Source organism: Alphaproteobacteria bacterium HT1-32 (genome assembly GCA_009649675.1).
Taxonomy (GTDB): domain Bacteria; phylum Pseudomonadota; class Alphaproteobacteria; order Rhodospirillales; family HT1-32; genus HT1-32.
The window spans coordinates 1,812,360-1,835,854 of sequence record WJPL01000001.1; the positions used below are offsets into that span (position 1 = coordinate 1,812,360).

Below are 23,495 nucleotides of genomic sequence, written 5' to 3' on the forward strand. Positions count from 1 at the left end.
TTTGCGAATTGTTATCGGAACCTCCTAGACTGTCTGCAGACGGGGAAAGACGATTGAAAAACAAGCCAACAGGTTCAGTTGACGACGATATTCTCAAGGAAAGCGTACGACATTTGTCGCAGGCGTTCTCTGTGTTTGATCGCGATCTGAATCTCGTCATCTGGAACCCGCAGTTCGCAAAGCTGCTCGGGTTTCCCGACGAACTGCTTTACCAGGGCGCACCCCTTGCTTCCTTTTTCCGGCATAATGCGGAGCGCGGCGAATATGGTGAGGGTGACCTGGATGCCCTGGTTGATGATCGCATCAGGCTGGCACGTCAGGGTAAGGCGCATCGTTTTCAGCGGGTGACGAAGGACGGTATTGTCCTTGATGTTGTTGGCAATCCGCTGCCTTCCGGCGGGTTTGTAACCACCTACACGGATATTACGGAACGGGTGAATCTGGAGAAGGAGCTGTCACGCACCAAGGCGGATCATGAACTGGCATCGCAGATCAGCCATACCGGATTCTGGCGCGTACAGCTGGATCCTCTGGTCGTGTTCTGGTCACCCGAACTTTATCGTATTCACGGTTTGCCTGCCGACCGGCCGATAACGCTGGAACAGGCGATTGAGGCTTATCATCCGGACGACAGGTCAATTGTTGAAAGCCTGGTTGCGGAAGCCATCAGGGATGCCAGGCCGTTCGAACACGAACTGCGAATTGTCCGCCCCGGCGGAAGCATAAGATACTGCAATTCTCGCGGGTTCTGTGAAACGGACGAAACCGGCCAGGTCATCGCAATTTTCGGCACATTTCAGGATGTAACGAGCCGGGTTCTTGCGGAAAAAGCGCATCAGGAGAGTGACCGGCGTTATCAGCAGTTATATGAAACCAGCCCGGTCATGCTCTGGACCTGCGGCAAGGGATATCTTCTTGAAGCGATCAATGACCGTTTTGCCCGGAAACTCGGTTATGAGAAAGACGAGCTGCTGAATACGGACGTTCTTAAACTGGCAACGGAACCGACCAGGAAACTTGTTCAGGAAGTGTTGCGCCCGAAGCTGCTGAAAGACGGATTGTACGAGAATCAGCTTGCCGGGTTTGTCCATCGCAACGGCTCGGTCGTTGAGGTGGAGATGACCGCCTATCTCGAAACAGAGCCGGATAGTGATGATTTTCGTGTACTGGCGTCCGCTGTTGATGTTTCCAGCCGGTTCGAAGCAGAGCGACGCCTGCGCCGGGCGCTGGAAGAGGCGGAACTGGCAAATCGTACGAAGTCACAGTTTCTGGCCAATATCAGCCATGAGCTGCGCACACCGCTGAATTCGATCATCGGGTTTTCGCAATTCATGTCTCAGGAATTGCTCGGGCCGCTCGGTAATCCGCAATATCTCGAATACAGTCAGGATATCCTGTATTCCGGCGAACATCTGCTCAACCTGATCAACGATATTCTCGACATCACGAAGATCGAAGCCGGCGAAACCCAGATTGACGAAGAGCGGGTTGTCGTTGCCGATTTGATTGAAAGTTGCCTGCGCATGGTCCGGCAGCGTGCCCGCGCCAAAGGACTGATGCTGCGGATCGAAGGTGGTGCAGATAAGGCCCCCGTCATTATGGCCGATGAACGGCTGTTCAAGCAGATACTTCTGAACCTGCTGACCAACGCCATCAAATTCACCAGTGAGGGGGAAATTACGGTCCGGACCGGCGTAGAGCAAAACAGCCCGTTTATCGAAGTCAGCGATACCGGTATCGGAATTACCGATGCCGATCAGGAGGCTGTGTTACTGCCTTTTGTCCAGATTGCTGATGCAATGACCCGAAACCATGAAGGCAGTGGTCTGGGACTGCCGTTGAGCAAATCCCTGGCTGAGCTGCATGGCGGCCGCCTGGACCTGACAAGCAAGATAGGCGTGGGCACGACGGTACGGGTGAGCCTGCCGGCGGAACGTCTGCTCTCAACGAATGCGCCGGCAACCGGGTAATCTGGTCTGTCGCGCGCTGTTTGCCCCGCGACAGACCAGTGCAGACGATCAGGCGGGCATCGGGATCTTCTGATCCGTCGGCGGGATATTCCAGCCGGCCTGCACGGACGGACGCTCCGCCATCGCCAGATACCATCGTTTCACATTCGGGAAGTCGTTCAGATCGATTTCCTGCCAGTCATGGCGGCCGATCCAGGGCCAGATCGCAAAATCGGCAATAGACAGATCGCCAGCGATGAATTCGTTTGAAGCCAGCTGTTTGTCCATGACCCCGTAGAGGCGTTTCGCCTCATTGCCAAAACGTTCCTCGGCATAGGGTGCCTTGCCGGAATTATATTTCCGGAAATGATGGACCTGTCCGAGAATTGGTCCGGCACCGCCCATCTGGAACATCAGCCATTCAATGACTTTCCAGCGACCGGCCGGATCTTTCGGCAGCAGCTTGCCGGACTTTTCCGCGAGATAGAGCAGGATGGCACCTGATTCCATCATCGAAATACCGGTTTCCGTATCGACAATTGCCGGAATTTTGTTGTTCGGGCTGATTTTCAGGAAATCCGGGGCAAACTGTTCGTCTTTGTGAATGTTCACGGGTCTGACGACATAAGGCAGGCCCATTTCTTCGAGGGCCATCGTGATTTTCCGGCCATTTGGTGTGGTCCAGGTATAGAGTTCGATCATACGTATTTTCTCCGGTTCTGGGGATCTGTCCGGTATCCGGCAAATCGCCACTGGAAGCTGTCGCGCGCGGGTTGTATTGTCCGGCACACATTGGATATGGAGTCGATATTATGGGTTATGTCATCCCTGCGCCAGCCGCACCCTCAGTTGCCGTTGACGGCAGTCAGGACCGGTTTCCGGTCCGCCGCGTTTATTGCGTTGGCCGCAACTATGCCGAACATGCTCGCGAGATGGGCCACGATCCGGACCGTGAACCACCGTTTTTCTTCATGAAGCCGGGGGATGCTCTGCTGCCGACCGGCAGCGACTTTCCGTATCCGAATCTGTCGGAAAATGTGCATTACGAAATGGAATTTGTCGTTGCTATCGGCAAGGGCGGCGACGATATCGCCGAAGCTGATGCGCTGGATCATATCTGGGGCTACACGGTTGGTCTGGATATGACGCGCCGCGACCGTCAGGGCGAAATGAAGAAACTTGGCCGTCCCTGGGAAGCCGGCAAGGCTTTCAATCATTCCGCACCGATTTCACCGCTGAAACCGGCGGCCTCCATCGGGCATCCGACGAAAGGTCGTATCTGGCTGAAGAATAACGGCGAGATCGTCCAGGATTCCGACATTGCCGAGCTGATCTGGAATGTTCAGGAAACCATTTCCATCCTGTCCCGGGATTTTGGGCTTGAGGCCGGCGACCTGATTTATACCGGAACGCCTGCCGGTGTTGGGGCCGTGAAGCGGGGCGATCACCTTGTTGGCGGCGTTGACGGTGTCGGCGAAGTCGAGATCAAGGTCGTCTGATCTTTCAGAAATGATCACGCCGGATATCCTCCGGCGTGATCCTCTCTTTTTTATTTCGTCACAAAAGCATAACATTCACCTGTTATCGGAGGAGCACGCTCGCAGACGAGCGTTTCAATTCATCGAACAGGGGATTACCCATGCGCAAGACACTTGTCGCTGCCGCGATAGCGACGGCTTTTCTGACCGGGCAGGCCTTTGCCGCTTCCGGCAAACTGGTTCTCTATACATCCCAGCCGAACAAGGACGCCCAGCAGACAGTTGATGCCTTCAAGAAGGCTCATCCGGATGTTGATGTGGAATGGGTTCGTGATGGTACGACCAAGGTTATGGCGAAACTGCGGGCCGAATTTGCGGCCGGTGCGCCGAAGCCCGACGTGCTGCTGATCGCTGACGTGGTCAACATGGAACAGCTGAAAAGCGAAGGCCGTCTGATGGCCTATGATGCGGCGCCGGTTGCCGGTTATGAAGCCGGTATTCATGACGCCGACAAAACCTATTTTTCCACCAAGCTGATCACCACCGGTATCGTCTACAATACGGGTGCACCGATGAAACCGACCGACTGGGATGATCTGGTAAAGCCGGAAGCCAAGGGGCTGGTTGCGATGCCGTCACCGCTGACGTCCGGTGCTGCCGCTATCCACATGTCTGCACTGACCAGCAATCCAAAATTCGGCTGGGCTTATTATGAAAAGCTGGCCGCCAACGGTGTCTCGCCGAAAGGCGGAAATGGCGGAACCTTCAAGGCTGTTGCCTCCGGCGAGAAGCTTTATGGCATGGTCGTTGACTTCCTGCCGATCCGGCAGAAAGCTGAAGGTGCTCCGGTTGAATTTGTTTTTCCGGAAAGCGGTGTGACCGCAGTCACCGAGCCGGCGGCCATCCTGTCGACCGCTTCGAATGTGGATGCCGCGAAGGCTTTCATCGACTTCCTGCTGTCCAGGGAAGGTCAGGAACTGGCTCTGAGCCAGGGTTATCTGGCTGCCCATCCTGATGTTGCCACGCCGGCCGGTTTTCCGTCGCGTGACAAGATCAAGCTGATGGCTTTTGACGCGGCTGCGGCACTGAAAAATGCCGATGCCGACAAGAAGAAGTTCACCGAGACTTTCGGTCAGTAAGGTTATCAGCGGTGGCCGGGTGATAAATACCCGGCCACCGCTGTTTCCTGATGATCCGTCAGTTGCTGTCGGGCCCGGTGTCGCCGGGCTTTTCCTTTTCCAGATCAGCGTCATTCCCCATTGAACGAAATTCTGTCCACCAGACCTGAACCACGGGCCGCCGGTATGTTTGCCAGCGACCGGCTGATGCTGTGCGGCCTGGCCTTCTTTGTTGTCTGCCTCAGTGCCCTGCCACTTGGGCGCCTGCTGCTTGAGGGCGTTGCGCCGGGCGGAGACCCCGGGCTGGATGTTGCCCGGGAAGTCCTGTCCTCAAAATCAACCTGGCTGGCGACCCAGCGTTCGATGATTACCGGGATTGGCGGGGCGGTGATCTCGGTTGTGCTCGGGTCGATCTTTGCGCTGCTGGTGGCGCTGACGGATATCCGGGCCAAGGGGCCGCTGGTCTTCTGCTTCATGATTCCCATGATGATCCCACCGCAGATCACGGCTCTCAGCTGGATACAGTTGTTTGGTCCGTCCAGTGCCTTGCTGAATGCTCTGGGAATTGCACCGCCGCTTGGTTCGCCCCATCCGATGTATTCGCAGGAAGGTATTATCCTGCTGCTTGGTGTGCAGCATGCACCGCTGGTGTTTCTGGCCCTCCGGGCGGGGCTGCGGTCTCTCCCCCGCGAAATGGTTGAAGCGGCCCGTATTTCCGGCAGTGGTCGCCTGCGGGTGATGTTTGATGTGGTTGTTCCCCTGATGACACCACCACTGATTGCCGGCGGCGCGCTGGCTTTTGTTTCCGCTATCGGAAATTTCGGTATTCCGGCGATGCTGGGGACGCCGATTTCCTATACAACCCTGCCGGTGCTGATCTATCAGCGCCTCTCCGGCTTTGGCCCGTCGATCATTTCTGAAGTTGCCATTCTGTCGATCATCATCGGGGTTATTGCGCTGACCGGTCTGCTGGTTCAGAGCTGGATGTTGTCACGCCGGGATTACCGGACCATTGGTGCTCCCTCCCGTACCCTTGACCTGACACTCGGTCGCTTGCGTCCGGTTGCGGAAAGCGGGTGCTGGATGGTCATCGCCATGATCCTGATTGCTCCGTTGCTGGCACTGGTCGCCACCTCACTGGTATCTGCCTATGGCGTGCGTCTGAGCTTTGAGACGGCAACACTGGAAGCCTATAGCGAAGTGATCTTCCGGCAGGAGGTGACGGGCCGGGCCTTCCGGAATTCCTTCATTCTGGCAGGGGGGGCAGCAATCGTGCTGATGTTTGTTGCCATCCCGCTGGGTTATTTCATCGCCTGGCGCCGTTCCGGCGTGACCCGGTTCCTCGATATTGCGGCCGAGACACCCTATGCCCTGCCGGGTGTCGTGCTGGCTATTGCCTGTATTCTGATTTTCCTGAAACCGATTCCGCTGCTGGATATCAGCATTTATGGAACGCTCTGGATCATCTTCGCGGCTTATCTCGGACGGTTTCTGACATTGGGGCTGCGTCCGGTCATCAGCGCCTTTATTCAGACAGACCGGTCGCTGGAGGAAGCCGCACAATCCAGTGGTGCCGGGTTCCTGATGCGTCTGCGTTCTGCGATTGCCCCGGCGATTGCTCCGTCGGCGGCGGCGGGAGCAATTCTTGTCTTCATGACGGCGTTCAATGAGCTGACGGTGTCGGCCCTGCTCTGGTCGTCAGGTACGGAGACGCTGGGGGTTGTTGTCTTTAATCTGGATGACGGCGGCTATTCGGTGCTGGCATCTGCTGTCGCCGTTCTCGCAGTCATCGCCATTCTTGTTCTCATGACTGCCGTCCATGCCCTGTCCGGACGGCTGCCGAAGGGGGTACTGCCATGGCAGACCTGAAAATCACATCTGTCTGGAAACATTTCGGAGAAGACGCCGCGGTTGCGGAGGTCTCGCTGGCCGCAATGTCGGGCGAGTTCATCGCCCTGCTGGGGCCTTCCGGCTGTGGCAAAACCACGCTGCTGCGGCTGATTGCCGGTTTTGAACGCCCCACGGGAGGGCATATCCGTCTCGGTAACCGTGATATGGTTGACGGGAACGGTCTGTTTATTCCGCCCGAACACCGGCGGGTCGGTATGGTTTTTCAGTCCTATGCGCTCTGGCCGCATATGAATGTTGCCGAAAATGTCGGCTATCCCCTGCGGGTACGGGGATTGCGCGGGGCCGAGGCCAATCGCAGGATTGACCTGGCTCTGGAACAGGTCGGGCTGGGCGGGCTCGGTGACCGCAGGCCGGCCAACCTCAGCGGTGGCCAGCGCCAGCGTGTCGCACTGGCCCGCTGCCTGGCGATGGAACCGGATATCGTTCTGCTGGATGAACCCCTCGCCAATCTGGATGCCCATCTGCGCGAATCGATGCAGCATCAGTTCCGTGCCTTTCATCAGACCACCGGTGCCACGATGGTCTATGTGACCCATGATCAGGCTGAGGCGATGGCCCTTGCGGACCGCATTGCAGTCATGGACAAGGGCAGGATCGTGCAGCTTGCACCGCCTCCGGAACTCTATGACCGCCCGGCAAACGAAATGGTGGCGCGTTTTATCGGGCGCGGTCAGGTGGTGACGGTTACCGGGGCTGGCGAACAGCCGGACGGCAAATGTCTGGTGCGGATCGGCGAACAGGTGTTTTCGGTACGCGGGCATGTTGATGTCGGCCAGCCCGCCCGGCTGTGCATCCGGCCGGAATGGATGACGATCGGCGAAGCCGGTGCGGAAGGGGCGATTAGCGCGAAAATTCAAAGCCGGACCTATCGCGGTCCGGTGAGCAGTCTGGAGGTCGCTGTCAGCGACGACTTGACCTTGTCGGCAGAAGTTCCGGGCTATGCCGGACAGATTGGTGATGCCGTTGGTGTCCTGATCCGGGATGGCTGGGTATTGCCCGGATAGCTCCCTGTCCCGGGTGACAGAACTGCAATGGATTAGCGACCTGATCTTAAGGCGCAGGGAAGCGCCGGGGAGGTTGTCTGCGAAGCGAATGCGCGGATGATTGCGGAAAGGGTTGTGGAATAGTCTGAAGGCGGTCCGAGATGGCAGAAATTGAGGAAACCGGGGAAGCTCTGGCAGCCCTGGTCGAGAAGTCCCCGCTGAACACGGCGGCGAGACTGAAGCTGGTCAGCGAACTGGAGAAATCCGGCAAGTCTGAGGAGGCGCGACAGCAACTGATCGCCGCCGTTTCGATTGATCCGACACAGTCGGTCGCACAGCTGAAGCTGGCTGACCTGCTGCTGCGGGAAGGGGATATCAATGGCGCGGTGCGCTGCTTCGGTCTGGCGCAGGCTTTTACACCCCGCGACTCCCTGCGGCTCAAGATTGCGCTGGCCCTGCCGCCGCTGGTGGCATCCAACAATGAAATAGCCCTGCATCTGGCCCGAGTTCGTGCTGGTGTGGGGGCATTGTCGGCACAGAGCCTCTCGATTCCGGATCCGACCGTTGACGGTGCCTCGCTGTTTTATCTCGCTTATTACGGCATCAATGACCGTCCCTATTATGAGGCGCTGGCCCAGTTCTATCGGCGGGTTACGCCTGATCTGGCACTATCGGCGCCACATTGCGTCGACGGCAAGGTGCCTGATGTGTCGGGTCGGAAGATCCGGGTTGGCTTTGTCTCGCGTTTCCTGCGGGAACATTCCATCGGCAAGCTCAACCGGCGTCTGATTACCGGAATGGACCGTGAGAAATTCCACGTTACCGTGGCTGTCGGACCCGGCGGGCGCGATGATCTGACAAAAGAACTACTGCAATCGGCCGATCTGGCCATCGAGCTGCCCGGCGATCTGGGTGAGGCGCGACGACGGCTGGCGCTGGCGAAGCTGGATGTTCTGGTTTTTCCGGAAATCGGCATGGACACCTGGACCTACTGTCTGGGCTTTGCCCGTCTGGCGCCGGTGCAATGTGTGACCTGGGGACATCCGGTGACGACGGGTATTCCGAACATTGATTATTTCGTCTCATCGAAATTGCTGGAAGACCCGGATAACCCGCAGCGCTGGTATAGCGAAAAGCTGTTCCAGCTTGAAACCCTGCCAACCAGTTATCCAAAACCTGTCGCGGCTGGAAAGCTGCGTACCCGTGCTGATGCCGGGCTTGAGGAAGGGGTAAATTATTACCTCATCGCGCAATACCTGTTCAAACTGCATCCGGACTTTGATGCCTATCTCGAAGCTATTCTGAAGAAGGATCCGAAGGCCCGTATCCTTGTCGTGCATGGTCGCTATCCACGGTGGTCGCTCTATCTGAAGCAGCGCTGGGCCCGGAAGATGGGGGATATTGCAGAGCGTATCGAATTTGTTCCGCCGCGTGCGAATGCGCAGTTCCTCGATCTGATGAAGCTGGTAGATGTCATTCTCGACATTCCGACCTTCAATGGCGGCAATACCACTTTCGAGGCGTTGTCTGTCGGCACGCCGGTGGTGACCCAGCCGCACAGCCTGATGCGGGGGCGGGTTTGCAGGGCCATTCTGCGGCAGGCGAAACTGGATGTCTGTATTGCTGATTCGCTTGCGGATTATGTTGATACGGCGGTCCGTCTGGTGACGGATCAGGCTTTCGGCAAGTCTGTTCGCAAGACGCTGGAGGCAAATGTTCCCGGACTTTTCGAACGTGACGAGGCGATCCGCGAATGGGAACGGTTCTTCACGGAAAGTCTGGCTGAACGCAAGACTGCGCCGGGTCCAAACCCGCCTGATCTGTCTGAATACAGGAAATCCTGAGAATCAGCCTAATTCGCTTTGCAGCGGTGCCATGAAGTGGTAATCGCCCGATCTGATACAAGGATCGGACAGCGGCAATGTGGGTAGCTATCAAATCGGCCTGGGCGCTGCTCGTTGGCATCGGCTTCATCATGCTTGGCAATGGCCTGCAGGGTACCCTGCTTGGCGTTCGTGCATCCTCGGAAGATTTTGGGGATGCGACCACCGGTATCATCATGTCCGGCTATTATGTCGGCTTCTTTCTCGGCAGCATCATTGTACCGAAATTTGTCAGCCGGGTTGGCCATATCCGTGTGTTTGCGGCGCTGGCAACCATCGCCTCTTCTACGGTCCTGATCCATGCTGTCTTTGTCGATCCCGTACCATGGGTGCTGATGCGTATCGTCACCGGCTTTGCCTATGCGGGTCTGTATATCGTTGCGGAAAGCTGGCTGAACGAGGTCGCGACCAATAAGACCCGGGGCACGCTGCTGTCGATCTATATGGTTGTCTCCATGGGGGCGGTCGGGGCCGGTCAGTTCATGCTGGTACTGTCTGACCCGGATGGTTTTGTCCTGTTCATTCTGGTTTCGGTCATCGTTTCCTGCTCGCTGGTGCCACTGGCCATTTCGACATCGCGGGCGCCCGGCTTCGACAAGCCGTCGCGGATCAGTCTGCGTGAGATATTTGATGCCTGTCCGACCGGGGTGCTGGTTTCCTTTCTCAATGGTCTTGGCTTTGGCGCGATCTTTTCCATCGGTGCGGTGTATGCCCGCGCCATCGGCTTCAGTCTGGGTGAGACCTCGGTTTTCATGGCGGCTTCCTTCATAGCGCCGGTTTTCGTGCTCTGGCCGATTGGCGCCCTGTCAGACAGGCTGGACCGCCGTCTGGTTATTTTCGGTATTGCGGTAATTTCCGCCGCCGCTGCCGGTGCCGTGGCACTGCTGACGGCAGAAGCCAGCTTCATCTGGCTGGTGATTGCTTTCGGTACATTGGGGGCATTCTCGACACCGATCTATTCACTCTGCATCGCCTACACCAATGACTATCTGGAATATGAACAGATGGTAGCCGCCTCGGCAAAGCTGGTGCTGGTCAATGGACTGGGTGCTGTTGCCGGGCCGGTGACGGTGGCGACTGCGATGAGCTGGTATGGTGATGCCGCCTTTGGCTGGACGCTGGGCGCAATTTACGGAGCGATTGCGCTGTTTGTCGCCTACCGGATGACCGTCCGCAGTTCGCTGCCGGCAGAAGACCAGACCAGCTATGTCGCGGTCTCGCCGCGCGGCTCGATGGTGGCGGCGATCATGACAGCGGATGAAATGGAAGAAACCGGTTCCGACAACACGGATACTGACAAGGCAGGGACCGGAGAAGGCCAGATAAAGATATCGGAAACAGCCTGATCGCTCACTGGCGCGGCGGCCTTCCGGAACGCTTGGAGCCGCCGTCGCTGCCGATTATGATATGCAGATGCGCATCTCTGCCCTCCTTGCCGTTGTTCTGTTCTGTCTTGCTGCCGGTTCTGCACAGGCACAGGATGCCGGAAAGTTTTTTCAGGACTGTCCGAAATGCCCGGAGATGGCGGTCATCCCCGCTGGCGAATTCATCATGGGCGACAAGGCGGGACGGCCGACCGAAAAGCCGACGGTACGGGTAAAGCTGGCCAGGCCGTTTGCCCTGTCCCGGACAGAAATTACCTGGGACCACTGGCAGGCCTGTGTTGCTGCGAAAGGCTGTGATGCCATTGCCAGCGATCATGGCTGGGGCCGGGGAAAACGGCCCGTCATCAACATGACCTTCGCGCAGGCCGAAGCCTATATCGCATGGTTGTCGCGGATCACCGGCAAGACCTATCGCATGCCATCAGAAGCAGAATGGGAATATGCCGCACGGGGCGGCACCCGCACCCATTACTGGTGGGGTGACGAAATCGGACAGGGACTGGCGAACTGCCGGGAATGTGGTGCCGGTGAATTCAGCGGACACAAAAGCGCACCAACCCGCACTTTCAAGCCGAACCCCTTTGGCCTGTATGAAATGCATGGCAATATCTGGGAATGGACGGCTGATTGCTGGCACCCGAATCATGAGGGGGCTGATCCCACAGGCAAACCGCGGGTGACTGAAAAGTGCCTGCTGAAGACGATCCGTTCCGGGTCCTGGTACTATTTCTCGCCGGTTTCAAAAGCTGCCAGCCGGGCCAAGAATGATGCCCGTATGAAAAGCTACAATATCGGTATCCGGGTCGCCCGCGAGATGGATTAGACGGCTCTGTTCTGACCGTACCCTTCCACATGAAGATCACGATATATAATCTAACTAATTATATTAATTTAGTTATTATATAATTGTTGACAGTTGACATAACCCGGATATTTTCCCGCCATGACTGTCCAGCAGACCAGATTCATCCGGCCGGGTTCCCTTGCGGAAGCAGCACGCCGGGAAATAGAGCGGCTGATCGTTGCCGGTGATCTGCCGCCGGGTGAACGGATCAATGAACTGCATCTCGCCCGCAGCATGGGGATCAGCCGGGGGCCGGTTCGCGAGGCATTGCGGGAAATGAAGGCTGATGGCCTGTTGCGCAGTGAACCCAACCGGGGCGTTTATGTGCAGGCCATTTCCGCAGCGGAGGCGCTGGAAGCCTTTGGTGAACGCTCGGCGCTCTGTTGTCACACGGTTCGGGAGGTGGTGCGCAAGCCGGTCGCCGGTCTGGTGCTGATGCTTCGCCAGCAGGTTGAGGATATGCAGCTTGCCGCCGATTGTGATGATCACGCCCGGTATTATGAACTCAATGACGTCTTTCATACGACGATTGTCGATGCGGCGGGAAACCGGCGTATCTCGCATAATCATGAACGCACCCTGCGGGATCTGCGGCTTTACCGCATGCGGACCCTTGTGCATGGCCGGGGCCTGAAAAAATCGAATGAAGAACATCGGGCCATTGTCGACGCTATCGCCGCGGGCGATGCAGACCGGGCAGGGCAACTGATGGAAGATCATATCTGGAAGGGCCGGGAGGCGTTCATCTCCCGTCCGGAGAATTTCAACTCTGAGGACGGCAACAAGCCGGGAGGAAAAGCGACATGACGAAACTGAAACTGTGGGGCCGCCCTTCCTCTGCCCATACCCAGCTGGTTCTGCTGGCACTGGCAGAACTGGGACGTGATTACGATTTGACCCTCGCCAGCGCCACCATGGGGTCCACTGGCCATGTGGCAAAAGGCAACAAGGCGTTTGGCGTTGTTGATACACCGGAATATCTGGCGATGAATCCCAATGGCACGATCCCGACCATTGATGATGATGGCTTCATTCTGTGGGAATCAAACGCGATTGTTCAGTATCTCGGCATGAGCTGCGATCCGGAACTGTTCTATGGCAATGATCACAAGATCTTCGTCTCGGCTTCCCGCTGGATGATATGGGCGGACAATGAATTGATGCGCCCGATGCATCACTATGTGAAACATACGATCCGTTTCCCCGACGAAATGCGGGATGCCGCGATTGCCAGCCAGTCCCGGGATGCCCTGATCAAGGCGATGGCGATTGTTGATAGTCAGCTGGGGAAGACCGTCTATATCGCCGGGGACAGATGGTCGATGGGCGATATTCCGATGATGATCCGGGTGCATCGCTGGAAGCTTCTGGAAATTGACGGTCCGGCATTCCCGAATGTCGAACGCTATTACGAACAGATCCGGTCCCGCCCGGCCTTTGACACCATCGCCGACCCGAAGATGCATATTGCCGGCTGACGAGGAACCGGATTATCGATCCGGAGAGGTTGGTAGCGGTTTGCCGAGAACCGTATCGATGTAATCCCGGAAGGCGGTTGCCAGTTCCAGCGGCTGGATTTTGATCTCATCAAATCCGGTTGCCTGAGCATGACGGCGTTTTGCCATCCATTGCCGGAAGGGGAGGCAGTAGAGATGTTCCAGGCTGCGCCGGAACTGGATGACAAAGGTCGAACGCTGCGGCACGCCGAGGTCCTGCCAGCTGGCCAGCTGAAACAGGCGGGCTTCGCATTCCCGGTCCTCCACCGTCATTTTTGACAGACGACCAATGCGGTGCTGGGTGCCATGACCCACGATCTCATGCACGATGGTCCCCGCAAGTTCATTGGGGTCGCGGTACATGACCTGTTTGCCAAGGACAGCGACAAAGGTCAGCGGGGTCCGGCGGTCAATTTCGTCGATACCGGATTCGGTCTGGAACCGGGCAAGCCGGTTTTCCGTCAGCGTGCTTTCGGCATGCTGGGGATCATAGATGATCACGACCGTGCCGATCTGCTTCAGCCTGTCGATCAGCCGGGCATTCAGGGGGGATTTTCGGTAAATCAGATCCAGTGCGGTCCTGATCTTGGCTACAGCAACGTCAGGTCGGACGACCCGTTCGAGTTTTTCCGCGCCGGGCGCAACCAGCAGGGTCATGCCACGATAGGCGTCTGCTGCGACGGCAGGGCCGCTGCAAAATGTCAGCGCGATGAACAGCATCGCCCGTTTGATTGTGACCCTCATCATCGAACCCACAGCCTGTACCCAGCGACAGAGAGTATCAGGCGTGGCGCGTTTCGTCAGCCGTCATAGCATCCGGCGATACGGGCACGCTGGCGTACCAGCCCGAGGATGCGGTCAATGGTGGGGGTCGCAATTCCGGTAAGCCGACCCAGCTCGGAGACAGCGCCGACGATGGCGTCAATCTCCATGGGGCGACCGGCTTCGAGATCCTGCAACATGGAAGTCTTGTGGGCCCCGACATCGCCACCCCAGGTAATTCGGGTGTCCACATCGACCGGAAATTTGATGCCAAGCTCGGTTGCCACGGTCTGTGACTCGACCATGATCTCGCGGATCACCGGTACTGTATTCGGGTCGCTGGCGAGGATATCCAGTGTGGCATGGGTCAGCACGCTGATCGGGTTGAACGACAGGTTACCCCACAGCTTGACCCAGATATCGTCACGTATCCGGGTGCGGGGGGGCGATTTGAATCCGGCATTCATCATCACCTTCGACAGTTCCCTGATACGGTCTGACCGGCTGCCATCCGGCTCGCCAATCTGGAAACGGTTACCCTTCACATGCCGGATGACGCCGGGTTCGATGATGTCACAGGCCGGATAGACAACACAGCCGATGGCCCGTGCCGGGTCCATATGCTTCCAGACCGACCCGTCCGGATCGACGCTGCTAATTCTTGTGCCGTCATACTTGCCGCCCTCCTTGTAGAAATACCAGTAGGGGATGCCGTTCTGTGCGGTGACGATCATCGTATCGTCATGCAGCAGCGGTGCGACGGTGGGGGCAATCTTCGGCAGGGAATGAGCTTTCAGGCCGATGATGACCACATCCTGCGGTCCGGCTTCTGCCGGATCGTCCGTACAGGCGGGATGACAGACATGTTCCTCGCCACCGCTCAGCAGCTTCAGCCCGTTGGCCTTCATGGCGGCGAGATGCGGACCACGGGCGATCAGCGTGACGTCTTCACCTGCCATGGAAAGACCGGCCCCGAGATATCCGCCGATTGCGCCGGCGCCATAGATGCAGATTTTCATGACGTCAGCCCCAGCTTGTCTGCCAGCCCGATGCGCTGGAGTTTGCCTGTCGCGCCCTTTGGAATTTCATCAAGGAAGACGATTTTCTTTGGCACCTTGAAGTCCGCCAGCCGGTTTGCGGCAAACTCCCGGATCTGGGGTTCGGTGGCGATTCCCCCTTCGCGCAGCACGATGGCTGCGGCAACTTCCTCGCCCAGCTTGTCGTGGGGCAGGGCAAAGGTGACGGCCTGTCCCACGGCGGGGTGATCCATCAGCACTTCGTCAACTTCACGGGGGGAGACTTTTTCCCCGCCCCGGTTGATGATCTCCTTCAGACGGCCGGTAATCCGCAGATATCCTTCGTCATCAAGAACGCCCTGATCGCCGGTCCGAAACCATCCATCGGTAAAGGCTTCGGCGTTCGCCGTGGGGTTGTTGCGATAGCCACCGAAAACATTCTCGCCACGGATGACAACCTCACCGGTCTCTCCGGTGGTGAGCAGTTTTCCGTCCAGTGACATGATGCTGACTTCCGGCCCGGCCTGCTGGCCGACGCTGCCGGGCTTGCGGGCCTTCGGTGGCAGCGGGTTGGCAGCCATCTGGTGGGCCGCCTCGGTCATGCCATAGGCTTCGATGACCGGCGCATCAAAGGTTTCCTCCAGCGCAGCCATGACCTGCGGCGGCAACGAGGCAGAGGAAGAACGGATGAAACGCAGGGGAGAGGTCTTGATACTGTCGGGGTTGCGGGCAGCCCGCGACAGGATTGCCTGATGCATGGTCGGGACGGCGGTGTACCAGGTCGGATGGGCTTCATCCATCCAGCTGAAGAAACGCAGCGCATTGAAGCCGGGACTACAGAAGATCGAGGCCCCGGCGGAAAGTGACGACAAAACAGCCGCAATCAGCCCGTGAATATGGAACAGGGGCATCACGTTGAGACAGCGGTCAGCGCTGGTCAGCGCCAGGCTCGCCGCGACATTGCTGGCGGAGGCACAGATATTACGCTGCGACAGGGGGACGATTTTTGGCCGCGATGTCGTGCCCGATGTATGCAGTACCAGCGCGATGGCATCCGGGTCCTGCGGGCCATCAGTGCGGGCGGGGCCGGCAGAGGTGCCGCTCAGGGTGAAATCACCGGCGGCAGTGCCGGGCGTCAGCTCGATGACGGGAATGCCGAGTTTTGCCGCAACCTCCCGGGCCGGTGTCTCGTCTCCGCTCTGGACGACCAGAGCGCGGGCTTCCAGATCCTGCAGATAGAAATCGAATTCCTCTGCCCGGTAAGCCGGGTTCAGGGGGGCGGTGGTAACGGCGGCAGCCATGGTCACAAAGGCGGTCGCCATTTCCGGCCCGTTCGGCAGCACAATGGCAACGGCATCCCCGTGGCCAAGGCCGAGGCTGTTCAGGGTTCCGGTTGTGCGTTCAGTCAGTTCGCGCAGGCCGAGGTAACTGAGGGCCGGGCGGTCGGGGGCAGAAATGGCATCGGCATCGTCGCGGGCAGGGCCCAGCAGATCGTGAATGGTTCTGGCGGACATGGACGGTTTCCTTTTCCTTATTACCGGGATGGTCACCTGTCCCCGGCGGCGCGTCAATGGCGGGAGCAGCCGATTGAGGCTAATCCTTGCCGTGCTTTCCGCGGAACGGTAAAACCCGGGCCATATCCCGCACCCTGTATTTCTCCAAGGACGCTTATGGTTCCGCAACCCCGTGTCATCGGCTACATCAACTGGCTAGGTCTCTGGACCCTTTATATGAAGGAGGTCCGGCGGTTCACCTCGGTCTATACCCAGACCCTGATGGCTCCGATTGTCACCACATTGCTGTTTCTGACGATCTTCTGGCTGGCGCTGGGCGGCGCGGTGCGGGAAGTCGGCGGGGTGCCGTTCCTGGCTTTTCTGGCGCCGGGTCTGGTGATGATGGCCATTGCGCAGAACGCTTTTGCGAACACGTCCTCATCCTTCGTAATCTCGAAAATTCAGGGCAATATCGTTGATGTGCTGATGCCACCGCTGGGGGCTGGCGAGTTGCTCACGGCCTTTGCACTGGGGGGCATGACCCGTGGCCTGTGCGTCGGGATTGTCGTGCTGCTGGCGATGGCCTTTGTTGCCCCGATCGGAGTCGACAATCTGTTCCTGATTGTTTTCCATGCCGCGGCGGCGTCGCTGTTGCTGTCGCTGCTTGGCATACTCGGCGGTATCTGGGCCGAGAAGTTCGATCATATCGCAGCAGTGACCAATTTCGTCGTCACGCCGCTCAGCTTTCTTTCCGGTACTTTCTATTCCATTGAGCGCCTGCCCGAGACGGTGCAGACCATCGCACATTTCAACCCGTTCTTTTACATGATCGACGGCTTCCGCGCCGGTTTCATCGGTCGTTCGGACACTGATCCCATGCTGGGTGTAGCGGTTATGCTGGGGGTTGATCTGATGCTCTGGGCACTCTGCTACCGGTTACTCCGGTGCGGCTACAAGCTGAAAGCCTGACCGGTGCAGGTCCGCAGCGTCGGTCTCGTCAACTGGATGGGCATCGCGACGCTGGTCCGCCGTGAATGGCTGCGGATGGTCGATATCTACAAGATCACCCTGCTGGCCCCGGCCGTCACCGCGCTGCTGATGCTGGCGGTCTTCGGGCTGATTCTGGGCGATCTGCGGGAGACGATAGGCGGCGTTCCGGCGATCCTGTTCATCGCTCCCGGCCTTGTGGCCTATGCCATGATGGAACGGACTTTTGAAGATTCCTCGATCTCCCTCATGTTCGACAAGATGGAGGGCATTATCGGTGATGTACTGGTCCCCCCGATGGGGCCGGGTGAGCTGATTACCGGTTACCTGCTGTCGGGCATCATCAACGGACTGCTGAACCTTGCGATTGTCGGCAGCGTCGTCTGGCTCTGTTCACCAATGACGGTCGAAGCCCCGCTGCGCCTGTTGTTGTTTGTCCCGGCGATCCTGCTGCTGCTGTCGTCTCTTGGCATGGTCCTCGGCATCTTCGCCAATAAATGGGACCAGTGGCAGGCCGTGGAAACCTTCGCTTTCATGCCGCTGACCTATCTTTCCGGCATGTTCTTCACCGCCGACCGTCTGCCCGAATCGCTGCGCTGGATCGTCGAGATCAATCCGCTTTATTACGCGATTGATGGTATGCGGGGCGGCTTTCTCGGCCAGTCTGAAGTCGCCCCGCTGACCGGCTTCAGCGTGGTGCTGGGATCAGCCCTCGCAGTCACCGCCGCCGTCTGGCTGATGTTCCGGTCCGGATATCGCCTGAAAGACTGAGCTGTCTGATTTTCGTTATTATACACCCGCTCCCTTTCCCCTCATCCTGAACTCGTTTCAGGATCTCCTGAGACCCCACCCCGCCTGTCTGCACAGGCTCAGACAGGCGGGGTGGGATCCTGAAACGAGTTCAGGATGAGGAGGGAGGTATGAGGGAGGCGGGTAAACTGCGGGGTCGGCGGGGAACTGGCGTCGCGTGCGGGTCTCAGCCCTCGGTGGCGGCCATGCAGTCGCGCCACATATGGTCGGCGCGGCTGCGTTCGCGTTCTTCCTGATCGTAGACCTTGTCGATCTCGGCTTGCCAGACCTCGCGTTCATAGTCGGTGTCGGCGGCTTTCAGGCTTTCGCGGTAGATGTCTTCTGCATAGCTGCGGTTGGTCTCGATCTCGTCAAGGAGGGCGTCGAGAGCTGTCCGGCATTCCTCGGGCGTGACCGCCATCGCCGGGGCGGTGGAGAGCAGCAGGACAGGCAGAACAAGGAGCAGGCGCATGATGAGTACCGGACAAGGAATGTTTCCCTCCCGGATCGCTCCGGGAGGGAAGACAGAGTGACCGTTAAGCGGCCAGCTTGTCCAGTTCGCCGATCAGGGCTTTGCCCATGCCGGTGCAGGAGGTCAGGGTCTTGCCGTCCTGCATGATGTCACCGGTACGCATGCCGCTGGCCAGAAGGTTCATGACACCCTGTTCGATCAGGTCGGCATCTTCTGTCATGTCGAAGCTGTAACGCAGCGTCATCGCATAGCTGAGCAGGGTTGCCAGCGGGTTGGCCTTGTCGGTGCCCGCAATGTCGGGGGCGGAGCCATGTACCGGCTCGTAGAGGGCGCGGCGGCGGCCGGAATCGTCGGCAGCACCGAGAGAGGCTGACGGCAGCATGCCGAGTGAGCCGGTCAGCATGGCCGCACAATCCGACAGGATATCACCGAACAGGTTGTCGGTCACAATGACGTCGAACTGCTTGGGGTTGCGGACCAGCTGCATGGCGCAGTTGTCGGCATACATATGTTCGGTGGTGATGTCCGGGAAGTCCTTCGCCACTTCGGTGGCAATCTGACGCCACAGCACACCGGTCTCCATGACATTCGCCTTCTCGACGGAATGCAGCTTGCCGGAACGCTTGCCAGCCAGTTCAAAGGCCACCCGGCAGACCCGCTCGATTTCATCGGAGGCGTAGATCTGTGTATCAATGGCCTGCTTGCGGCCGTCCGGGAGGGTGGAAATGCCGCGTGGTTCACCGAAATAGACACCGCCGGTCAGTTCGCGAACGATCATCAGGTCGAGGCCGGAGACCAGTTCTTCCTTCAGGCTGGAGGCCTGTGCTAGTGCCGGCAGGCAGGTCGCCGGGCGAAGATTGGCGAACAGGTCCATTTCCTTGCGGAGTTTCAGCAGACCCGCTTCCGGACGCAGATGGCGTTCGACATTATCCCATTTCGCACCGCCAACAGCACCGAACAGCACCGCATCGACAGAGAGTGCGGTTTCCAGCGTCTTGTCGGCCAGCGAGGTGCCATATTCGTCATAAGCCGCACCACCAACCTTGTCTTCGCTGATGTCGAAGGAGACATGGCGGCGCTTGTCCATCCAGTCGATGACGCGCCGTACTTCAGCCATTACTTCCGTGCCGATGCCATCACCGGGCAAGATCAGCAATTTTTTATTGGCAGCCATAGTCGTTTCCTCCGTCGGAATGAAGCGTGAATTTGTTGATGCTGTTTTTAGCGGTCAGACCGGGTCACCGAAAGGTACAATTTATGAAACCTTTGAATGATGCAGGGTCACGATAACCTCGGTTCCCTGCCCGACGGTGCTTTCGATCCGGGTTGAGCCACTGAGCAGGACAGACAGGCTGTTCACAATAGCCAGGCCAAGGCCGGTGCCCTGATTCTGGGCTGCCAGTTCCGGATCACCCTGACGATAGGGGGTCAGGACGTCTTCCAGCTTGTCGGCGGGAATGCCGGCACCTGTATCGCGCACCCGCAGCAGGGTGACATCATTGCGTGTTACAGCTGCAACATAGATCTGTCCGGTTTCCGGTGTGAAGCGCACTGCGTTTGACAGCAAATTGACAAGAATCTGGAGAATCATTCGCCGGTCACTGAAAATTTCCGGATCGCCGTCGATCTGGACCGTAATCTCCGGGGACCGACCCCCGCTTCCACGACGGGCAATATCACAGGCTTCGGTAATGATGCTTCTGATGACACACCATTCGAAAACCGGTTCAAGCGCACCGGCTTCGATCTTGGACAGATCAAGCAGGTCATTGATCAGCGCCAGCAGATGCGTTGCCGCATTCAGGACATCTTCATTATAGGCTTTGTATCTCTCGCCTATCGGACCAAAAACTTCACTGCGCATCAGGTCAGACATGCCCATGATGGCATTCAGGGGCGTCCGGAGGTCATGGCTCATCTGCGCAAGAAAACTGGATTTTGCGTTGTTAGCCTCTTCTGCTTCGGCCCTGGCAAGTATGGCCAGTGTCAGGGCGTCGCGAAGTTCGGTCGTGCGTTCTTCAACCCGTCTTTCCAGTGACTCATTCATGGCCGCAAGCCGGTCGACAATATTGCGGGATTCGGTTGTGTCCTCACCGCTGACGATAATTGAAGGGAGGCCGGTAACCGGGTCAAAGGCAGGCTGGGCATTCAGCCGGTACCATCGTTTCCCGGCGGCGGTAATGACAATTTCTTCATGCCATCCGGAAATGCCCCGGGACACGTCATCCAGAATGCGGTCACCGGTTTCAGGGTTTTCAAACATCGCTCCGATGGCGATATCTGCCGACATGGAGGGCAGGGCGGGGAAAACCGATGCGGCGGCGGGGTTCTGTGACAGCAACCGCCCTTCTTTGGAGTAAGTCCGGACGATTGTCTGGCTGTATCTTGCTGCCTCCAGAAGCCGCTGGGCATTCGGGTCCGGATCATCCGCCTTGTCCTGCGGCATGACAATCAGATGTATGAGGACGGCAGCCCGGCCTTCTTCAATCAGCAGGGGTGAAAGATGCAGCAGCGCGTTTGTCGGCTGGCCCCTGGGATAGAGTGTCCAGGACTCTGAAGCGAAGGAGCCTTCCGGCGTATTGTTGAAACTGTCACGCAGTCTCTGGCGCACCATGCCGGTGTCGCTGGAGAAATCACGCGATTTCATGTCTGCCAGATCTTTCGCCTGCCAGAATTCAATCGCCGCCTGATTGCCCCACCAGATCTGATGATGGTCGAGATCAAAGACCCAGCTGGCAGCCGGAATCAGATTGAGGGCTGCCAGCTGGTCGTAGTTGCTTACTTTCTGCATCCCGGGGGCCAGAAAATGCTCAGGAGACCCTGTCCGGGTTTATTCGGCAGCCTGATTTGACAGCCAGGGCTGGGACATTTTCCGTTCGGTCTCAAAACTGTCGATCTTGTCTGCCTTCTGTTCGGTCAGGCCGATATCGTCAAGGCCGTTCAGCAGGCAGTGTTTACGAAAAGCATCGACTTCGAAGCTGATCTCGCCGCCGTCCGGACCCTGAATGGTCTGGTTTTCAAGATCGATGGTGATCGTGGCATTGGCGCCACGTTCAGCGTCTTCCATCAACTGGTCGACCTGCTCGCGCGGCAGCTTGATCGGCAGGATGCCGTTCTTGAAGCAGTTATTGTAGAAGATATCGGCGAAAGACGGTGCGATGACGCAGCGAATGCCGAAGTCGAGAAGTGCCCAGGGGGCATGTTCGCGGCTGGAGCCACAACCGAAGTTTTCATGAGCAACCAGAATCTGCGCCTTGCGCCAGGCCTGCTTGTTCAGCACGAAATCGGGTTTTTCCGAACCGTCGTCATTATAACGCCATTCCGCGAACAGGTTCTTGCCGAGACCGGTGCGTTTGATGGTCTTCAGGAAGTTCTTCGGAATGATCGCATCGGTGTCGATGTTCACATGTGGCAGCGGGGCCGCAACAGCGGTCAGTTTGTTGAACTTGTCCATGTTACTTTCTCCCTCAGACCAGTTTGCGAACGTCGGTCAGATGACCCATGACGGCAGCCGCCGCGGCCATTGCCGGGCTCATCAGGTGGGTACGTCCCCCCTTGCCCTGGCGACCTTCGAAATTACGGTTGGATGTCGAGGCGCAGCGCTCACCGGCTTCCAGCTTGTCGGCATTCATCGCCAGACACATGGAGCAACCCGGCTCACGCCAGTCGACACCGGCTTCGATAAAGATCTTGTCGAGGCCTTCCTCGATGGCCTGTTCGCGCACCAGGCCGGAACCCGGAACGATCAGGGCGTGAACACTGTCGGCGACCTTGCGGCCCTTCAGTACTTCGGCGGCGGCACGCAGATCTTCGATGCGGCCATTGGTGCAGGAGCCTATGAACATCTTGTCGATCTTCACTTCTTCCAGCGGGGTGCCGGAGGTCAGGCCCATATAGTCCAGTGACCGCTTCACGGCGGAGCGCTTGCCGAGGTCAGCAAAGTCTTCCGGTGCCGGTACCTTTGCGCTGATCGGCAGGGCGTCTTCCGGGCTGGTGCCCCATGTGACCTGCGGTTCGATGTCGCTGGCATCCATGGTGACTTCCTTCTGGTAAACCGCACCGTCATCGGACGGCAGGGTTTTCCAGTAGGAGACAGCGGCTTCCCATGCGGCGCCCTTCGGCGACATCGGGCGGCCTTTCAGATAGTCAAACGTGGTTTCGTCCGGTGCAATCAGACCGGCGCGGGCACCGCCTTCGATGGTCATGTTGCAGACCGTCATGCGGCCTTCCATCGACAGATCCCGAATCGCCTGTCCGGCGAATTCGATGACATAACCTGTACCGCCGGCGGTACCGATCTTGCCGATCAGGGCCAGCACCAGATCTTTCGCGGTGCATCCGGCCGGCAGCTTGCCGGTGACATTGATGCGCATGTTCTGCAACTGCGGCTGAACCAGTGTCTGGGTCGCCAGCACATGTTCAACTTCCGAGGTGCCGATACCGAATGCCAGTGCGCCGAAGGCACCGTGGGTCGCGGTATGGCTGTCGCCGCAGACGATGGTGGCGCCGGGCAGGGTGAAGCCCTGTTCCGGGCCGATGATATGCACAATGCCCTGACGCGGGTCGAAGGTATCAAACAGCGGCACGCCGAAATCTGCGCAGTTCTTCTGCAGGGTTTCGACCTGAATACGGCTTTCCTCATCCTCGATACCGGCTTCCCGGTTCTTGGTCGGCACATTGTGATCGGGGACCGCCAGGGTGAGTTCCGGACGGCGGACCTTGCGACCGGTCAGCGTCAGGTTCTCGAAAGCCTGCGGGCTGGTGACTTCATGGACCAGATGGCGGTCAATATAGATCAGGCAAGACCCGTCATCCTGACGATCAATCAGGTGGGTATCCCAGATTTTTTCGAACAATGTGCGTGGTGCAACCATATCAGTCATGCCTCTCCATCTGGCGGAACCAGTCCGCTGTGACTCTCTTCCCGAA

General features: G+C 58.2%; 21 protein-coding genes. 12 read left to right on the forward strand and 9 right to left on the reverse strand.

The window, feature by feature from the left end; all coding sequences use genetic code 11:
• Window positions 1–8: 8 nt before the first annotated feature.
• Entirely contained in the window at window positions 9–1,970 is a 1,962-nt protein-coding gene (locus tag GH722_08595) for a PAS domain S-box protein (protein ID MRG71826.1), read from the forward strand.
• A 48-nt stretch (window positions 1,971–2,018) separates the two neighbouring features.
• Here GH722_08595 and GH722_08600 read toward each other — a convergent pair whose 3' ends face one another.
• A complete protein-coding gene (locus tag GH722_08600; protein ID MRG71827.1) occupies window positions 2,019–2,651 on the reverse strand; it encodes a glutathione S-transferase in 633 nt (210 codons plus the stop codon).
• Window positions 2,652–2,758: 107 nt separating this feature from the next.
• Here GH722_08600 and GH722_08605 point away from each other — a divergent pair, with 107 nt between their 5' ends.
• The 9 genes from GH722_08605 (at window position 2,759) to GH722_08645 (ending at window position 13,029) form a co-directional block, all read left to right on the forward strand.
• Window positions 2,759–3,448, forward strand: coding sequence for an FAA hydrolase family protein (locus GH722_08605; protein ID MRG71828.1), 690 nt, complete (start codon window positions 2,759–2,761; stop codon window positions 3,446–3,448).
• Window positions 3,449–3,588: 140 nt separating this feature from the next.
• Complete coding sequence (locus GH722_08610; GenBank protein MRG71829.1) at window positions 3,589–4,566, forward strand: extracellular solute-binding protein; 978 nt, start codon at window positions 3,589–3,591, stop codon at window positions 4,564–4,566.
• Window positions 4,567–4,731: 165 nt separating this feature from the next.
• Window positions 4,732–6,414: an ABC transporter permease subunit gene (locus GH722_08615; GenBank protein MRG71830.1), complete on the forward strand. Its 1,683-nt coding sequence runs from the start codon at window positions 4,732–4,734 to the stop codon at window positions 6,412–6,414.
• Window positions 6,402–7,460 (forward strand): ATP-binding cassette domain-containing protein, encoded by a 1,059-nt coding sequence (locus GH722_08620; GenBank protein MRG71831.1) that lies wholly within the window; start codon window positions 6,402–6,404, stop codon window positions 7,458–7,460. Before GH722_08615 ends, GH722_08620 begins: the two co-directional genes overlap by 13 nt.
• Window positions 7,461–7,600: 140 nt before the next feature.
• Window positions 7,601–9,283, forward strand: a complete 1,683-nt coding sequence (locus GH722_08625; protein ID MRG71832.1) for a hypothetical protein — start codon at window positions 7,601–7,603, stop codon at window positions 9,281–9,283.
• A 77-nt stretch (window positions 9,284–9,360) separates the two neighbouring features.
• Entirely contained in the window at window positions 9,361–10,668 is a 1,308-nt protein-coding gene (locus GH722_08630; GenBank protein MRG71833.1) for an MFS transporter, read from the forward strand.
• A 67-nt stretch (window positions 10,669–10,735) separates the two neighbouring features.
• Complete coding sequence (locus GH722_08635; protein ID MRG71834.1) at window positions 10,736–11,530, forward strand: SUMF1/EgtB/PvdO family nonheme iron enzyme; 795 nt, start codon at window positions 10,736–10,738, stop codon at window positions 11,528–11,530.
• A 120-nt stretch (window positions 11,531–11,650) separates the two neighbouring features.
• Window positions 11,651–12,358, forward strand: a complete 708-nt coding sequence (locus GH722_08640) for an FCD domain-containing protein (GenBank protein ID MRG71835.1) — start codon at window positions 11,651–11,653, stop codon at window positions 12,356–12,358.
• Complete coding sequence (locus tag GH722_08645) at window positions 12,355–13,029, forward strand: hypothetical protein (GenBank protein ID MRG71836.1); 675 nt, start codon at window positions 12,355–12,357, stop codon at window positions 13,027–13,029. The genes GH722_08640 and GH722_08645 overlap by 4 nt, the downstream gene beginning before the upstream one ends.
• A 12-nt stretch (window positions 13,030–13,041) precedes the next feature.
• Here GH722_08645 and GH722_08650 read toward each other — a convergent pair whose 3' ends face one another.
• The 3 genes from GH722_08650 to GH722_08660 are packed head-to-tail and all read right to left on the reverse strand — an operon-like array spanning window position 13,042 to window position 16,339.
• Entirely contained in the window at window positions 13,042–13,791 is a 750-nt protein-coding gene (locus tag GH722_08650) for a hypothetical protein (protein MRG71837.1), read from the reverse strand.
• 56 nt (window positions 13,792–13,847) lie between these two features.
• Complete coding sequence (locus GH722_08655) at window positions 13,848–14,828, reverse strand: 2-dehydropantoate 2-reductase (protein MRG71838.1); 981 nt, start codon at window positions 14,826–14,828, stop codon at window positions 13,848–13,850.
• Window positions 14,825–16,339 carry an AMP-binding protein gene (locus GH722_08660; protein MRG71839.1) on the reverse strand — a complete coding sequence of 505 codons (1,515 nt, stop codon included), beginning with the start codon at window positions 16,337–16,339 and terminating at the stop codon, window positions 14,825–14,827. Before GH722_08660 ends, GH722_08655 begins: the two co-directional genes overlap by 4 nt.
• A gap of 156 nt (window positions 16,340–16,495) precedes the next feature.
• On the opposite strand from GH722_08660, the gene GH722_08665 reads away from it, so the two are divergent.
• Entirely contained in the window at window positions 16,496–17,287 is a 792-nt protein-coding gene (locus tag GH722_08665) for an ABC transporter permease (GenBank protein ID MRG71840.1), read from the forward strand.
• Window positions 17,288–17,290: 3 nt separating this feature from the next.
• Window positions 17,291–18,076, forward strand: coding sequence for a multidrug ABC transporter permease (locus GH722_08670; protein MRG71841.1), 786 nt, complete (start codon window positions 17,291–17,293; stop codon window positions 18,074–18,076).
• 205 nt (window positions 18,077–18,281) lie between these two features.
• On the opposite strand, the gene GH722_08675 is transcribed toward GH722_08670, so the two are convergent.
• From GH722_08675 to leuC, 5 genes are all read right to left on the reverse strand, one after another.
• Window positions 18,282–18,566: a hypothetical protein gene (locus GH722_08675; protein MRG71842.1), complete on the reverse strand. Its 285-nt coding sequence runs from the start codon at window positions 18,564–18,566 to the stop codon at window positions 18,282–18,284.
• A gap of 64 nt (window positions 18,567–18,630) precedes the next feature.
• The gene (gene leuB / locus GH722_08680) at window positions 18,631–19,740 is read right to left on the reverse strand and encodes a 3-isopropylmalate dehydrogenase (protein MRG71843.1); all 1,110 of its coding nucleotides are present in this window, start codon (window positions 19,738–19,740) and stop codon (window positions 18,631–18,633) included.
• An 81-nt stretch (window positions 19,741–19,821) separates the two neighbouring features.
• The gene (locus tag GH722_08685; GenBank protein MRG71844.1) at window positions 19,822–21,357 is read right to left on the reverse strand and encodes a hypothetical protein; all 1,536 of its coding nucleotides are present in this window, start codon (window positions 21,355–21,357) and stop codon (window positions 19,822–19,824) included.
• Window positions 21,358–21,396: 39 nt separating this feature from the next.
• A complete protein-coding gene (leuD, locus tag GH722_08690) occupies window positions 21,397–22,020 on the reverse strand; it encodes a 3-isopropylmalate dehydratase small subunit (protein ID MRG71845.1) in 624 nt (207 codons plus the stop codon).
• A gap of 13 nt (window positions 22,021–22,033) precedes the next feature.
• Window positions 22,034–23,440 carry a 3-isopropylmalate dehydratase large subunit gene (gene leuC, locus GH722_08695; GenBank protein ID MRG71846.1) on the reverse strand — a complete coding sequence of 469 codons (1,407 nt, stop codon included), beginning with the start codon at window positions 23,438–23,440 and terminating at the stop codon, window positions 22,034–22,036.
• Between the last annotated feature and the right edge of the window lie 55 nt (window positions 23,441–23,495).